The 14529-nt window shown below is 70.7% G+C and carries 12 protein-coding genes; 9 read left to right on the top strand and 3 right to left on the bottom strand.

All coding sequences use genetic code 11. From position 1 onward, the window contains the following. Nucleotides 1–39: 39 nt before the first annotated feature. Nucleotides 40–1761, top strand: a complete 1722-nt coding sequence (locus JOM49_RS17060) for an AfsR/SARP family transcriptional regulator (protein WP_209665262.1) — start codon at nt 40–42, stop codon at nt 1759–1761. Between the two features lie 88 nt (nt 1762–1849). After that, a complete protein-coding gene (mgrA, locus tag JOM49_RS17055; RefSeq protein WP_245370472.1) occupies nt 1850–2842 on the top strand; it encodes an L-glyceraldehyde 3-phosphate reductase in 993 nt (330 codons plus the stop codon). Here the strand turns inward: mgrA and JOM49_RS17050 are convergent. Continuing rightward, nucleotides 2811–3581, bottom strand: a complete 771-nt coding sequence (locus JOM49_RS17050; protein WP_209665260.1) for a TetR/AcrR family transcriptional regulator — start codon at nt 3579–3581, stop codon at nt 2811–2813. The genes mgrA and JOM49_RS17050 overlap by 32 nt on opposite strands. Nucleotides 3582–3643: 62 nt before the next feature. Here JOM49_RS17050 and JOM49_RS17045 point away from each other — a divergent pair, with 62 nt between their 5' ends. Together JOM49_RS17045 and JOM49_RS17040 are read left to right on the top strand one after the other, a co-directional pair. Beyond that, complete coding sequence (locus JOM49_RS17045) at nt 3644–4561, top strand: ATP-binding cassette domain-containing protein (RefSeq protein ID WP_209665259.1); 918 nt, start codon at nt 3644–3646, stop codon at nt 4559–4561. Continuing rightward, nucleotides 4558–5334: an ABC transporter permease gene (locus tag JOM49_RS17040; RefSeq protein ID WP_209665258.1), complete on the top strand. Its 777-nt coding sequence runs from the start codon at nt 4558–4560 to the stop codon at nt 5332–5334. Before JOM49_RS17045 ends, JOM49_RS17040 begins: the two co-directional genes overlap by 4 nt. Before the next feature lie 307 nt (nt 5335–5641). Here the strand turns inward: JOM49_RS17040 and JOM49_RS17035 are convergent, their stop codons facing one another. Both JOM49_RS17035 and JOM49_RS17030 read right to left on the bottom strand, forming a co-directional pair. Then, nucleotides 5642–6355 (bottom strand): beta/alpha barrel domain-containing protein, encoded by a 714-nt coding sequence (locus JOM49_RS17035; RefSeq protein ID WP_209665257.1) that lies wholly within the window; start codon nt 6353–6355, stop codon nt 5642–5644. A 101-nt stretch (nt 6356–6456) separates the two neighbouring features. Then, the gene (locus JOM49_RS17030) at nt 6457–8265 is read right to left on the bottom strand and encodes a hypothetical protein (RefSeq protein WP_308158768.1); all 1809 of its coding nucleotides are present in this window, start codon (nt 8263–8265) and stop codon (nt 6457–6459) included. A gap of 202 nt (nt 8266–8467) precedes the next feature. On the opposite strand from JOM49_RS17030, the gene JOM49_RS17025 reads away from it, so the two are divergent. The 5 genes from JOM49_RS17025 to JOM49_RS17005 all read left to right on the top strand — a co-directional run bounded on the left by JOM49_RS17025 (nt 8468) and on the right by JOM49_RS17005 (nt 14432). Beyond that, on the top strand, nt 8468–9433 hold the full coding sequence (locus JOM49_RS17025; RefSeq protein ID WP_209665256.1) for a carbohydrate kinase family protein: 966 nt from the start codon (nt 8468–8470) through the stop codon (nt 9431–9433). Further along, nucleotides 9430–12918: a methionine synthase gene (metH, locus tag JOM49_RS17020; protein ID WP_209665255.1), complete on the top strand. Its 3489-nt coding sequence runs from the start codon at nt 9430–9432 to the stop codon at nt 12916–12918. Before JOM49_RS17025 ends, metH begins: the two co-directional genes overlap by 4 nt. Further along, entirely contained in the window at nt 12915–13799 is an 885-nt protein-coding gene (gene metF, locus JOM49_RS17015) for a methylenetetrahydrofolate reductase [NAD(P)H] (RefSeq protein ID WP_209665254.1), read from the top strand. Before metH ends, metF begins: the two co-directional genes overlap by 4 nt. A gap of 61 nt (nt 13800–13860) precedes the next feature. Next, the gene (locus JOM49_RS17010; RefSeq protein ID WP_209665253.1) at nt 13861–14187 is read left to right on the top strand and encodes an ArsR/SmtB family transcription factor; all 327 of its coding nucleotides are present in this window, start codon (nt 13861–13863) and stop codon (nt 14185–14187) included. Then, nucleotides 14184–14432, top strand: coding sequence for a hypothetical protein (locus JOM49_RS17005; RefSeq protein WP_209665252.1), 249 nt, complete (start codon nt 14184–14186; stop codon nt 14430–14432). The genes JOM49_RS17010 and JOM49_RS17005 overlap by 4 nt, the downstream gene beginning before the upstream one ends. Nucleotides 14433–14529 lie beyond the last annotated feature (97 nt).

The following is a 14529-nucleotide window of genomic DNA, read 5'->3' as shown; positions in this document are numbered from 1 at the left end:
GGTGGAGATCACAGCGCGATCCCGCACGAGGTGCTTCCGATGACGGTAACCGGGCAACCCGTGGCCACCGGTGGTGATCGCCACCGGGTGACCGGGGTGCGTGGCGCGCTCACCGCCGCGGTGGTCCGGCTGAGCCCCGCCGACCGGCAACTTCTGAGCAGGCTGACCGTGTTCCCCGGGCTGTTCACCATCCGCGCGGTGCGGGAGCTGGCCGGTGCCGGGTGCCCGGACCCCACCGCCGCGATGGCCCGGCTGACCGGCGCGGCGCTGGTGGTCCGCTGCCGGACGCGGTTCCGGCTGCTGCGCGTGGTGCGGGAGTACTTCGCCAGCGAAACCGTCGCCGCCGGGCTCCCGCTCCCCGCCCCGGACCGGGCCCGTCTGGACCACCTGCTGACGCTCGGGGACACCGCACGGTTGTCGGGCGCTCACGAGCAGGCAGCCGACGTGCTGACCGAGGCGCTGGCGCTCTGCGCGCGGCACGGGGACACCCGCAACGCCGGGATCGTGCTCGAAGCGCTCGGCGACGCCGCGCTCGAACTCGGTGACTACCCGGCCGCGTACGCCCGGCACACGCAGAGCAGGCGGCTCGCGATGCGCCTGGCCGACCCGCTCTGGACCGCGGAATCGCTGAACCAGCTCGGCCTGATCTCCTGGCTGCGTGGTGACTTCCGCGCCGCGCGCATGGTGTGCGCCGGAGCGGAGGCACTGGCGAAGGCGCAGCCAGAGCCGCGGGCGAAGCGCGCGCGGGCGCGGGCCCTGCTCGGCCTGGGCGCGGTCGCGCTGCACCGCGGTGAGCACGGCTCGGCTCACGAACTGCTCTCGCGCAGCTTCGCCGAAGCCGATCAAACGGCGTGGCGGGACGGCAAGGCGTGGGCGCTCAGCCAGCTCGGCCTGCTCGCGCTGCACGAGGCCGACACCACGACGGCACGCCGGTTGCTGCGCACGAGCCTGCGCAACCACCACGCGCTCAACGCACGCTGGCGAGTCGCCAGCGTGCTGGAAGCGCTGGCTTCTGTCGCACTGGCGACGCGCGAGCCCGAGCACGCGATCCGGCTGCTCGGTGCCGCCGCCGAGCTGCGGATGCTGACCGGCGCCCGGGTGCCGCCCGTCGAACGCCCGGCCCGGGAGCGGGCCCTCGCGTCCGCGCGCGCGACCGTGCCACGGCCGCGGTTCGCGCAGCTGTGGTCCGGTGGCACGGCCGACGAGGTGATCCGCGCGGAACTGGACGAGCACGCGGTGCACGCCGTCACGCGGGTGGTGGACCCACCGCTGCGGGTGTTCGCGCTGGGGCGGGCGGAGGTGTGCCTCGGCACCGAACCGCTGCTGGCCGCCGACTGGACCTTCGCCAAACCCCGTGAACTGCTGTACTTCCTGCTCACCGAGACCGACTGCACCAAGGAGCGGATCACCCGCGCGCTGTGGCCGTGGTCGACCGCCGCCCAGGTCCGCAACAACTTCCACACCACGCTGCACCACCTGCGCCGGGCGCTGCGGCAGCCGGGCTGGGTGACCTACGCGGACGGGCGGTACCGCTTCAACCGGGAACTCGGCTGCGACTTCGACGTCGACCGGTTCCGGGCCGCCCTGCGCGACGCCGACCTGGCCCCGGCGAAGTGGCTGAGCACCGCGGTCGAGGCCTACGAAGGCGACTTCCTCGAAGGCATGCCCGGTGAGCACTGGATCACCGAGCGCCGCACGGCGCTGCGCCAGGAGTACGAACGCGCGGTGCGGACGCTGGAGGTGCTGCGACGGCGGCCGTGAAGTCCATCGTGGACGGTCCACGGATCCGGGGCGGAGGCCGTAGGCTCGGGCGGTGACTTACATCGCGGCTGCCGACAGGTACGACTCCATGGTTTACCGGCGGAGCGGGCGCAGCGGGCTCCACCTGCCCGCGGTCTCGCTCGGCCTGTGGCACAACTTCGGCCACGACCGGCCGTTCGAGACCCAGCGCGCCATCTGCCGCCGGGCCTTCGACCTCGGCATCACCCATTTCGACCTGGCCAACAACTACGGCCCGCCCTACGGCTCCGCGGAGCTCAACTTCGGCAGGCTACTGGCCGAGGACTTCCGCCCGTACCGGGACGAACTGGTCATCTCCACCAAGGCCGGGTACGACATGTGGCCGGGGCCCTACGGCAACCTCGGCTCGCGCAAGTACCTGCTGGCCTCACTGGACCAGTCCCTGGAGCGGATGGGGCTGGACTACGTGGACATCTTCTACTCGCACCGGTTCGACCCGGACACCCCGCTGGAGGAGACGGTCGGCGCGCTCGACACCGCCGTGCGCTCCGGGCGCGCGCTGTACGTCGGCATCTCGTCGTACTCCTCGGCCAAGACCGTCGAAGCCGCCCGCATCCTGCGCGACCTCGGCACCCCGCTGCTGATCCACCAGCCGTCCTACTCGATGCTCAACCGGTGGATCGAGGAGCAGGACCTGCTGTCCACTCTGGACTCGGCCGGCGCCGGCTGCATCGCGTTCTCCCCGCTGGCGCAAGGGTTGCTGACCGATCGCTACCTCAACGGCATCCCCGAGGACTCACGCGCGGCCACCGGCGGCGCGCTCAACGAGGGCATGCTCACCGAGGAGAACCTCACCCGCGTCCGCGCGCTGAACGAGGTCGCGCAGCGGCGCGGCCAGAGCCTGGCCCAACTCGCGCTGGCGTGGGCGCTGCGTGACCCGCGGGTCACCTCGGTGCTGATCGGCGCCAGCAGCGTGGCCCAGCTGGAGGCGAACGTCGGCTCGCTGGACAACCTCGTGTTCACCGACGACGAACTCGCCGAGATCGAGCGCTACGCGGTGGAGGGCGACATCAACCTGTGGGCGCGGTCTTCCGCGCACTGACGTACTGGTCGATGCCTTCGAGCACGCGCCGCAGGCCGAACTCCAGGTCGGGCAGGATCTCCTGCGCGAACTCGGTCTGCGGCGCGCCGACGGACTCGAAGGTGCCGTCGGCGAGCATGCCTGCCAGGATCGGGTAGCGCCCGGTCTGCGCGCCGAGCGTGAGCGCGGTGGCGAAGTCCTCCATCGGTTTGAGGTCGATCGACAGCCGCGCGAGGCTGAACGTGGCGGCGTTGAGGAACATCGTCGCCGAGATCCGCTCGCCGGTGTCCAGCCCCGATCCTTCGAGCGCGCGCAACGCCGCTTCGAGCCACGCCATCCCCTGCGGCCCCGCCGGCGGGCCCTCGATCTTCACCGACAACAGCCACGGGTGCTCGCGGTAGCCGACCCACATCGCGCGGACCCAGGCCTCGATCTCCTCGCGCCAGTCACCGTCGCCCGGTTCGGGCGGCGGGCCGAGCGCGATGTCGGACATCAGCGCGACCAGCTGGTCCTTGCCGGAGACGTACCGGTAGAGCGACATCGTGGTGTAGCCGAGTTCGCCGGCGACGCGCTGCATGGACAGCGCGTCCAGCCCTTCCGCGTCGGCCACCCGCACGCCCGCGCGCACGATCTCGTCGAGCGTGAGCCCGGGCCGGGGTCCCCTGGCCGTTCGTCTGGGGCTCCCCCACATCAGCTCGAGGTTGCTCGGCCTGGCCTGGTCCTTCGGCATCTCCCACCCATCGTCCGGCTTGACGCCCATCCTAGAACTGTGTATCACTTACACCATTGCGTGTATGAAATACACAGTTTGAGGGGACGGACATGATCGAAGTGCAGGGGCTGGTGAAGTCGTTCGCCGGTCACCGCGTGCTCACCGGGGTTGACCTGCGGGTCGAGCCAGGGCGGATGCTCGCGTTGCTCGGCCCGAACGGCGCGGGCAAGACCACCGTGGTGCGGATCCTGAGCACGCTGCTGCGTGCCGACGCCGGGCGCGCCACGGTGCAGGGGCTGGACGTGGCGCGGCAGGCGGCGCAGGTCCGGCGGTCGATCGGACTGACCGGGCAGTTCTCGGCGGTGGACAAACTGCTCACCGGCCGCGAGAACCTGATCATGATGGGCAGGCTGCAGCACCTCGGGCGTGGCGCGAAGGCCCGCGCAGGCGAGCTGCTCGAGCAGTTCTCGCTGACCGAGGCGGCGGACCGCCCGGCGAAGACCTACTCCGGGGGCATGTTCCGGCGGCTCGACCTCGCGGCCAGCCTGATCACGTCACCGCCGGTGCTGTTCCTCGACGAGCCGACCACCGGACTCGACCCGCGCAGCCGCACCACCATGTGGGAGGCGATCCGGCAGCTGCTCACCGGCGGCACCACGATCCTGCTCACCACGCAGTACCTGGACGAGGCCGACCAGCTGGCCGACCGGATCGCCGTGCTCGACGACGGCCAGGTGATCGCCGAAGGCTCGGCCGACGAGCTGAAGGCCAAGGTCGGCGACGAACGGGCCGAGCTGACCTTCGACGACCCCGCGGACACCGCCCGCGCCTGCGCGGTACTGGCTGTGCCGCAGACGGAGTTGCTGTCGGTGCGGATTTCGGGTGTGCGGGAACTGCGGCTGCTGCTGGAACGGCTGGACGGCGCCGGGCTGGAACCGGCGAGCCTGCGGGTGAAGAAACCGACGCTGGACGACGTGTTCCTGAGCGTGACCGGCCGCCGCGGCGGCGAGAAGGCGAGTGCGGCATGACCACGTTGCGTGTGAGCTGGGCGCTGGGCGATTCCTGGACGATGATCGGCCGGTCGATCCGGCACATCGTGCGGAACCCGGAGCAGGTGGTGGTCGCGGTCCTGCTGCCGGCGATGATCCTGCTGGTCTTCCGGTACATGTTCGGCGGGGCGATCGACACCGGTTCGACCGGTTACGCGGACTACCTGATCGCGGGCATGATCGTGCTGAGCGTGTCGATGAACTCGACCTCCACCGCCACGGCCGTGCGGTCCGACCTGTCGGAGGGCTTCGTCGACCGGCTGCGGTCGATGCCGGTGTACAACTCGGCGGTGATCATCGGCCACGTGGCGGCGGCGGTGGTGCGCAACGGGATCTCCACGCTGGTGATGCTCGGCGTCGGCATGCTGGTCGGCTTCACCCCGCGCGCCGGCCTCGACGGCTGGCTCGCGGTGGCCGGGCTGATGCTGTTGTTCTCGGTGGCGATGGCGTTCCTGGCGGCGATCCTCGGCATGGTGGCGAAAACCGTGGAAGGCGCGAGCGGGCTGAGCGTGATGCTGGTGTTCGCGCCGTACGTCTCGAGCGCCTTCGCGCCGACGGACACCCTGCCGGGCTGGCTGCGGGTGGTGGCCGAGAACCAGCCGATCACCCTGGTCATGGACACCGTGCGCCCCCTCCTGCTCGGCCTGCCCACCACCGGCGACGGCTGGCTCGCCGTCCTCTGGTGGACCGGCATCCTCCTCGTCGCCGTCCCCCTGGCCGGCCACCTCTTCCGCCCCCACACCCCCCACTAACCCGAACCCCACACTCCCGCACCCGAACCCCACGCTCGCGGGCCGAACTGCACACTCAGGCAGCCGAACCCCACGTTCACGCACCCGAGTCCCACACTCAGGCAGCCGAGTTCCACCTTCGGGAGCCCGAACCCCACGTTCGGCGCGGGCGGCCACTGGCGAGCGGCGGCCACCGCCCTTGACCCCGAACGTGGGGTTCGGCTGGCTGAACGTGGGGTTCAGGTGCCTGAACGTGGAACTCGGCTGCGTGAACGTGGGGTTCGGGTGCGGGAGCGTGGGGTTCGGGTGCGGGAGCGTGGGGGTCGGGTTAGTGGGCGGTGGCGGAGAGGCGGCCGGCTTGGACGGCGTGGCGCATGGCGGCGGCGAGGCCTGCCGGGTCCCGGGCGGTAGCGACGGCGGTGTTGACCAGGACGGCGTCGGCGCCGAGTTCGAGGGCTCGGGCGGCGTGCGCGACCGAGCCGATGCCGCATTCGACCACGATGGGCACGGTCGCGACCTCCAGCACCGAGAGCAGAGCGCGTTCGTCGACGATGCCGCGCCCACTCCCGACCGGCGAAGCCACCACCCGGACCGCCGCGCAGCCCGCGTCGGCGAGCCGGGTGACCAGGCCCGGGTCGGCGTCGACCAGCGGCAGCACGGCGAACCCGTCGGCGAGCAACTGCTCGGCGACGGTCACCGTGGCCGGGCCGTCCGGCAGGTTCGCCACGTCACGGACGTCGAGCTTGACGATCTCGATGCCGAACGACTCGTGCAGCAGCCGCGCGGTCTTCAGCGCCTCCGCCCCGCTGCGCGCGAACGACGTGGTGCCGACCCAGGTGAACGTGTCCACGTCGACGAACCTGGCCAGCTCCGACAACGCCACCCCCGCCCGCCCCGACCCGAGGTCGAGCGTGGTGATGAAGACGTCGCACCCGCCCGCCTCCAGCACTTCCCCGATCAGTTTCGCCGAATCGTAGAGTTCCGCGCCGAGCAGCAACCGCGACCGGAACTCCCTGCCCTTGACCCGCAACCAGGCGTGCATTCACCCGAGTCTAGTACCATTTCCACGAATGCGAGCACCATTGCACAATGCGCAATCCGCGGAATCCCCGAATTCCATTGCAAAGGGCGCAACAAAAGCATTCACCGCGCCGGGGCCCATTTGCCGACGAAGCTGCCGCAGGTGATCGGCCGGCCGGTGAGGATGGCCCGGATGTCGTTCTCCAGGTCCGCGTGGTCGAAGATCGGGGCGTCCGGGCTGACCCAGCGCGGTACGGTCCCGCCCGCCGCCAGTGTCTCCGGCTTCACGGTCTGGAACAGCACGAGGTAGTCCCCTTCGCGGTTCAGCTCCTCGGTGCGCATGATCATCCGCAGCGGCCCGTCGCCGACCAGTTCCAGTGGCAGCGGCCATTCCAGTGGATACGGGTTGCGCAGGCTGAACACCGGATACGCGAACGCATTGTCCGGCAGCACGGCCACCTTCGACGCCGGGAACTGCCGCAGGCAGGAATTGAGCTGGGAAACGTACCGGTGCGTCGCCGGATTCGTTATGACGCCACGCATTTCGGGGTTGACCGTGCCCAGGTCCTCGGTGAGCGCGGCACGCGGCAGGTCGAGGTACGGCGCGCGGTCGTGGCGCTGCACCACGGCGGCACCGGCGGCCACGAGCACCACCACCCCGGCCAGCGCGGTGAGCCTGCGACCCGGCGACGGCACCGGCGGCATGCCTTCGACCAGGCACAGGACCGCGGTCAGCCCCAGGCTGCCCGCCAGCAGCGAAGGCGTGTCCACGCCCCACGACAGGCTGATCATGTACCCGAGCGCGACCACCAGCACCGCTGCGGGTGGCATGCGCCGCCGGGAGATCGTGGCGACCACCAGCGCGGCGGCCGCCGACCACCACAGCACATCCGCCCAGCGCGGCTCCGACCCGAACAGGCCCTGCCACACCGCCGCCGACACCGCCGCGGTGCCCGCGAGTACCAGCGCCCGGTCCACCATCGGCCACCGCTTCACCAGGCGCACCACGATGAGCAGGCCCGCGATCCCCGCGAACAGGAAGATCAACGACACCGGCGTGTGCGGCAGCGGAACGCCGTGCGGGGTGAAGAAGAACTCGTCCACCCAGAACGCGACCAGCCGCTCCCCGTACGCCGGGACCCCGGTCGCCACCTGCGCGTACATCGACTCGTAGCCGTCCGCGAGCCACACCACCGCGACGTAGGCGAGCGGGAAGGCGCCGAGCACCAGCAGGTCGGCCACGGTCCGCCACCACCACCGCCAGGTCCGCAGCGCGCCCGCCCGGCTCGCCGGGTGCAGCAGCAACCACACCGCCGCCAGCACGATCCCGGCCAGGAACCCCTGCTTGACGAACCCGGCCACCCCGAACAGGAACAACCCGAGCCGCCGCGGCCACGCGCGGCCCGAGCGCAGGCCCGCGTCCAGCGCCCACGCCCCGCACGCGATCAGCGCGATGCCGTCGATGGTGTGCCAGGCCATCATCGGGAAGCCGTTCAGGTTCACCAGCGCGGCCCCGGCCACCAGCGCGGTGAAACCGGGCCCCCAGGTCAGCACCGGGCGCCGGGTGACCAGCGCGGCGAGCGCGACCGTGGCCAGGGTCAGCTCCAGCATCGACAGCACGCCCGAGACCACGAACAACGGCCCGGGCACGAAGAAATCCACGGTGTGCAGCAGCGCCGAAGCCAGCGGCCGCGCCGAGACGATGTCCGCGTGCGGGATCTCCCCGTGCAGGATCCGCCAGCTCTGCGCGAGGACGAACCCCTGGTCGGACGGGTGGAAGCCGAACCGGCCGACGCGCAGTTCGGCCACCACGGCGAGCGCGGTGATCCAGGTGGCGTGCAGCAGCATCCGGAGCCGCCTGCCGGGCCACGGCGGCGCGGCGGCGGGCAGTACGGGCGGCAGCAGCTGACGAACCGGAGCAACAACAGCCACGCGCGCAAACCCCCGACGGGTGGACGGACGACCTCGGACCGCGGTCGCTGGATCGGTGAAGTTCCCACGGCCGCACTGGGTCTTTTGCCAGGCGACCCCCGGATGTTTCAGAAGAGTGACCCAGATCACATGTGATTGTCGAAAAGAAGGCCCGCGGCGCCCGCCCCCGAAACTGGGGCCTCCAGGCTGAGGGAGGACCACCGTGCGCATCACCGTGGCTGGCTCGATCGCCACCGACCACCTGATGACCTTCCCGGGGAAGTTCAGCGAACTGTTCCTCGCCGACCGGCTCGACCGCGTCTCGCTGTCGTTCCTGGCCGACCGGCTGGAGGTCCGCCGCGGCGGGGTGGCCGCCAACATCGCCTTCGGCCTCGGCAGGCTCGGGCTGGCGCCGCGGCTGGCCGGCGCGGTCGGCCCCGACTTCGGCGACTACGGCGACTGGCTGCGCGACCACGGCGTCGACACCAGCGCGGTGCACGTCAGCCAGGAGCGGCACACCGCCCGGTTCACCTGCACCACCGACCTCGTGCAGAACCAGATCGCCACCTTCTACCCCGGCGCGATGGTGGAGGCCAAGGAGATCGACCTGGCCCGCGTCGGCCCGATCGACCTGGCGGTGCTCGCCCCCGACGACCCCGAGGCGATGCTGCGGCACACCGCGCAGTGCCGCGAGCTGAACGTGCCGTTCGCCGCGGACCCGTCGCAGCAGCTGGCCACCCTGGACCGCGAGCAGACCCGGCAGCTGATCACCGGCGCGCAGTTCCTGTTCACCAACGAGTACGAAGCCGCCCTGCTGCAGGAACGCAGCGGCTGGACGCGGCGCCAGGTGCTCGAGCGCGTGCGGACCTGGATCACCACCTACGGCGAGGAAGGCGTGGCCATCGACGGCCCGCGGTCGTTGCGCGTGCCCGCGGTGCCCGCGCACGACATCGCCGACCCGACCGGTGTCGGTGACGCCTTCCGCGCCGGGTACCTGGCCGGCTTCGCCTGGGGCTGGCCGGACGAACGCGCCGCGCAGCTCGGCTGCGCGCTGGCCACGGCCGTGCTGGAGACGGTCGGGCCGCAGGAGTACAAGCTGGTCGCCTCCGACCTGGCCGCGCGCGCGGCCGAAAGTTACGGGCAGGCGGCCGCCGACCGGATCGAAGCGGGATTGGCGGAGATCGCATGACGGACCGGGTGAAGGCGCTGCGGGAAGCCCTCGCGAGCCGGGTGGTGGTCGCGGACGGCGCGATGGGCACCATGCTCCAGGAGCAGAACCCGACCATGGAGGACTTCGAGCAGCTTGAAGGCTGCAACGAGGTGCTCAACGTGACGCGCCCCGACATCGTGCGCTCGGTGCACCAGGCGTACTTCGCCGTCGGCGTGGACTGCGTGGAGACCAACACCTTCGGCACGAACCTGGCCGCGCTCGGCGAGTACGACATCGCGCACCGGGTCTTCGAACTGGCCGAAGCGGGCGCGAGGATCGCCAGGGAGGTCGCCGACGAGTTCGCCGCCGACGGCCGTCCGCGCTGGGTGCTCGGCTCGATGGGGCCGGGCACCAAGCTGCCCACGCTCGGGCACGCGCCTTATGCCGCGTTGCGCGACGCCTACCGCGACAACGCCGCCGGGCTGATCGCCGGTGGCGCCGACGCGCTGCTGGTCGAGACCACCCAGGACCTGTTGCAGACCAAGGCCGCGGTGGTCGGCGCCCGGCGGGCACTCGCCGAATCCGGGGCGGACCTGCCGCTGCTGGTGCAGGTCACGGTGGAGACCACCGGCACGATGCTGCTCGGGTCGGAGATCGGGGCCGCGCTCACCGCGCTGGAACCGCTCGGCATCGACATGATCGGCCTCAACTGCGCCACCGGCCCGGCCGAGATGAGCGAGCACCTGCGTTACCTCGCCCGGCACGCGCGGGCCCGGGTCTCGGCGATGCCGAACGCCGGCCTGCCGGTGCTCGGCGCGAACGGCGCGCACTATCCGCTGAGCCCGGAGGAACTCGCCGACGCGCACGAGACCTTCATCCGGGACTACGGCATCTCCCTGGTCGGCGGCTGCTGCGGCACCACGCCGGAACACTTGCGCCAGGTCGTCGAGCGGGTTCGCGACCTGCAGCCGACCCCGCGTGATCCGCGGCCCGAACCGGGTGCCGCGTCGCTGTACCAGACCGTGCCGTTCCGCCAGGACACCGCTTATCTGGCCATCGGTGAACGCACGAACGCCAATGGTTCCAAGAAGTTCCGCGAGGCCATGCTCGAAGGGCGCTGGGACGACTGCGTGGAGGTGGCCCGCGCGCAGATCCGTGAAGGCGCGCACCTGCTCGACCTCTGCGTGGACTACGTGGGCCGCGACGGTGTCGCCGACATGGCCGAGCTCGCCGGGCGGTTCGCCACCAGCTCCACGCTGCCGATCGTGCTCGACTCCACCGAGCCCGCGGTGCTCCAGGCCGGGCTGGAAAAGCTCGGCGGGCGCGCGGTGCTCAACTCGGTGAACTACGAGGACGGCGACGGCCCGGAGTCGCGGTTCGCCCAGATCACCCGGCTCGCGGTGGAGCACGGCGCCGCGCTGATCGCGCTGACCATCGACGAAGAGGGCCAGGCACGCACCCCGGAGCACAAGGTCGCGGTGGCCGAGCGGCTGATCGCCGACCTGACCGGCAACTGGGGTATCCGCGAGTGCGACATCATCGTGGACTGCCTCACCTTCACCATCGCCACCGGGCAGGAGGAGTCGCGCAAGGACGGTATCGCCACCATCGAGGCGATCCGCGAGCTGAAGCGGCGGCACCCGGAGGTCCAGACCACGCTCGGGCTGTCCAACATCTCCTTCGGCCTCAACCCCGCCGCGCGCATGGTGCTGAATTCGGTGTTCCTCAACGAATGCGTGGAAGCCGGGCTGGATTCGGCGATCGTGCACGCGGCGAAGATCCTGCCGATCGCCCGGCTGGCCGACGAGCAGCGGAACGTGGCGCTGGACCTGATCTACGACCGGCGACGCGAAGGATACGACCCGCTGCAGGAGTTCCTCGCCTTGTTCGAGGGCGTGGACAGCAAGTCGATGCAGGCGGGCAAAACCCAGGAACTGCTCGCGCTGCCGCTGGACGAACGGCTGCAGCGGCGCATCATCGACGGTGAGCGCAAGGGCCTGGAAGCCGACCTCGACGCGGCGCTGGAGACCAAGCCCGCACTGGACATCGTCAACCACACCCTGCTCGAAGGCATGAAGGTGGTCGGCGAGCTGTTCGGTTCGGGGCAGATGCAGTTGCCGTTCGTGCTCCAGTCGGCCGAGGTGATGAAGACCGCGGTGGCCTACCTCGAGCCGCACATGGAGAAGTCGGACGCGGCGGGCAAGGGCACCATCGTGCTGGCCACCGTGCGCGGGGACGTGCACGACATCGGCAAGAACCTGGTCGACATCATCCTGTCCAACAACGGCTACACCGTGGTGAACCTGGGCATCAAGCAGCCAGTTTCGGCGATCCTCGAGGCCGCCGTGGAGCACAAGGCGGACGTGATCGGCATGTCCGGGCTGCTGGTGAAGTCCACGGTGATCATGAAGGAAAACCTGCAGGAGCTGAACCAGCGCAAGCTGGCGGCGGACTACCCGGTCATCCTCGGCGGGGCCGCGCTCACCCGCGCCTACGTCGAGCAGGACCTGCACGAGATCTACGAGGGCGAGGTCCGGTACGCGCGCGACGCCTTCGAGGGCCTGCGGCTGATGGACGCGCTGATCGCGGTCAAGCGCGGTGTCCCCGGCGCGAAGCTGCCCGAGCTGAAACCGCGGCGGGTGGCGAAAACCACCACCGCCGAGGTGCTCGAGCCGCCGCCGGACGAGGGTTCGGTGCGGTCCGACGTCTCGATCGACAACCCGGTGCCGGAACCGCCGTTCTGGGGAACCCGGGTGGTCAAGGGCATCCCGCTCAAAGACTACGCGTCCTGGTTGGACGAAGACGCGTTGTTCAAGGGGCAGTGGGGGCTCAAGCAGGCACGCGGGAACGGACCGTCCTATGCGGAACTCGCGGAGACCGAAGGCAGGCCGCGCCTGCGTGGCTGGCTGGACGAGCTGCACACGGCGAACCTGCTCGAAGCCGCCGTCGTCTACGGCTACTTCCCCTGCGTGTCCAAAGGGGACGATCTGATCCTGTTGTCCGAAACCGGATCCGAGCGCACGCGGTTCACCTTCCCGCGGCAGCCGCGTGGACGCAGGCTGTGCCTGGCCGACTTCTTCCGGCCCGAGGAATCCGGCGAGGTCGACGTAGTCGGCCTGCAGATCGTCACGGTCGGCTCGCGCATCGGGCAGCGGACGGCCGAGCTGTTCGCCGCCGACGCCTACCGCGACTACCTGGAGCTGCACGGGCTTTCGGTGCAGCTGGCCGAGGCGCTCGCCGAGTACTGGCACGCCAGGGTGCGTGCGGAACTCGGCTACGCGAACGAGGATCCGGCGGCCGTCGAGGACATGTTCGCGCTGAAGTACCGCGGTGCCCGGTTCTCGCTGGGGTACGGGGCGTGCCCGGACCTGGAGGACCGCGCGAAGATCGCCGCGTTGCTCGACCCGTCGCGCATCGGCGTGGAGCTGTCGGAGGAGTACCAGCTGCACCCCGAGCAGTCGACCGACGCGATCGTGCTGCACCACCCGGAGGCGAAGTACTTCAACACGGGAGCCCGGCGATGACCACGCTGCGCGAGGAACTGGCGTCCGGCCGTCCCAGCTTCTCCTTCGAGTTCTTCCCGCCGAAGACCGACGTGGGCGAACGCCGGTTCTGGGATTCGGTGCGGCGGGTGGAGTCGCTGGCGCCGACGTTCGTCTCGGTGACCTACGGCGCCGGCGGTTCGTCGCGGGAACGCACGGTGAACATGACCGAGGCGATCGTCTCCGAGACGACCCTGCGGGCGGTCGCACACCTGACCGCGGTGGGGCACTCGGTCGCCGAGTTGCGGCAGATCATCGGCCAGTACGCGGGCGCGGGCATCCGGGACGTGCTGGTGCTGCGCGGCGACCCGCCCGGCGACCCGCGGGCCCAGTGGATCGCGCACCCGCACGGCTTCACCTACGCGGCCGAGCTGGTGGCGCTGGTCAAGGACATCGGCGACTTCTCGATCGGCGTGGCCGCCTACCCCGAGCTGCACCCGCGATCGTCCGATGTGGAGAGTGACACCCGGTACTTCGTGGACAAGTGCCGGGCGGGCGCGGACTACGCGGTGACGCAGATGTTCTTCGACGTGACGCACTACCTGCGCCTGCGGGACCGCGTCGAGGCGGCGGGCTGCACCACGCCGATCATCCCGGAGATCATGCCGGCCACCGACTTCAAGCAGATCCACCGGTTCGCCGAGCTGAGCGACGCCTCCTTCCCGGCGCGGCTGGCGCAGGCACTGGAGCGGGCCACGCCGGAGGACGCCTACCGGATCGGCGTCGACCACGCGACCGCGATGGCCGAACGCCTGCTCGCGGAAGGCGCGCCCGGCCTGCACTACATCACCCTGAACAAGTCGGACGCCGCGCTGGACATCCACCGCCGCGTCCTCGGCTCCGCCACCCCGAAGGCCGCCTGATCGGACTAGCCAACCCGAACCTGCACCTGCTAACTTTTGTTGGCATGTGCAGGTTCGCGTTGTGAGCCCGACCGGGGACGAGCTGGTGCGCGTGCTGGCCACGCTGGCGAACCCGCACCGCGTGCGCGTGGTGGCCACGCTCGCGCGGCAGCGGTACTACGTCAGCGAACTGGCGCGCGAGCTGGGCATCAGCCGTGCGCTCCTGCAGGTGCACCTGCGCAAGCTCGAAGCGGCCGGGCTGGTCACCGCGCAGCTGGAGCTGTCCGACGACGGCAAGGCGATGAAGTTCTACGAGGTGACCCCGTTCGCCTACGAGCTGACCCCGCGGTCCATCGCGGCGGCGGCCGAGACGCTGAGCGAGCCCGGGCAGAAGGGATCAGGGGAATGAGCGACAACGACTGGCAGGAGCTGGCCGGGGTGATCGGGATCTTCGTCCTGATCACCACCGTGCTGACCGTGGCGATCTGGCAGCTCGCCGTGACCTGGCGCGCGAAGGCCGCGCTGGCCAGGGAAGAGACCTATCGCAGGCTGGCCGAGCGGGCGGTGACGAGCCAGGAAGAGACCCAGCGGCAGCTCGCGGAGCTGCGGGGCCGGATGGACGGCCTGGAAAGGATCCTCAAGGACGTCGAGTAGGAGACCCTGGGCCGCCGAGTTGCAGCTCGACGGCCCAGGCGGAAGAAGCACCACCTCGCCCGAGGGCGAGTCCTTCGTGTCGTACCCCTTCAGGGAA

Origin of the sequence: Amycolatopsis magusensis (assembly GCF_017875555.1) — a bacterium.
GTDB classification, from domain to species: domain Bacteria; phylum Actinomycetota; class Actinomycetes; order Mycobacteriales; family Pseudonocardiaceae; genus Amycolatopsis; species Amycolatopsis magusensis.
The sequence above is the reverse complement of the archived record's forward strand: the minus strand, read 5'-3'. Positions and strand labels throughout refer to the sequence as shown.

Coding starts and splice junctions, on each gene's coding strand:
- mgrA (WP_245370472.1), top strand. CDS start 1,850: ATGGTTTACCGGCGGAGCGGGCGCAGCGGGCTCCACCTGCCCGCGGTC.
- metH (WP_209665255.1), top strand. CDS start 9,430: ATGACGGACCGGGTGAAGGCGCTGCGGGAAGCCCTCGCGAGCCGGGTG.
- JOM49_RS17060 (WP_209665262.1), top strand. CDS start 40: ATGACGGTAACCGGGCAACCCGTGGCCACCGGTGGTGATCGCCACCGG.
- JOM49_RS17045 (WP_209665259.1), top strand. CDS start 3,644: ATGATCGAAGTGCAGGGGCTGGTGAAGTCGTTCGCCGGTCACCGCGTG.
- JOM49_RS17050 (WP_209665260.1), bottom strand. CDS start 3,581: ATGGGCGTCAAGCCGGACGATGGGTGGGAGATGCCGAAGGACCAGGCC.
- JOM49_RS17035 (WP_209665257.1), bottom strand. CDS start 6,355: ATGCACGCCTGGTTGCGGGTCAAGGGCAGGGAGTTCCGGTCGCGGTTG.
- metF (WP_209665254.1), top strand. CDS start 12,915: ATGACCACGCTGCGCGAGGAACTGGCGTCCGGCCGTCCCAGCTTCTCC.
- JOM49_RS17040 (WP_209665258.1), top strand. CDS start 4,558: ATGACCACGTTGCGTGTGAGCTGGGCGCTGGGCGATTCCTGGACGATG.
- JOM49_RS17005 (WP_209665252.1), top strand. CDS start 14,184: ATGAGCGACAACGACTGGCAGGAGCTGGCCGGGGTGATCGGGATCTTC.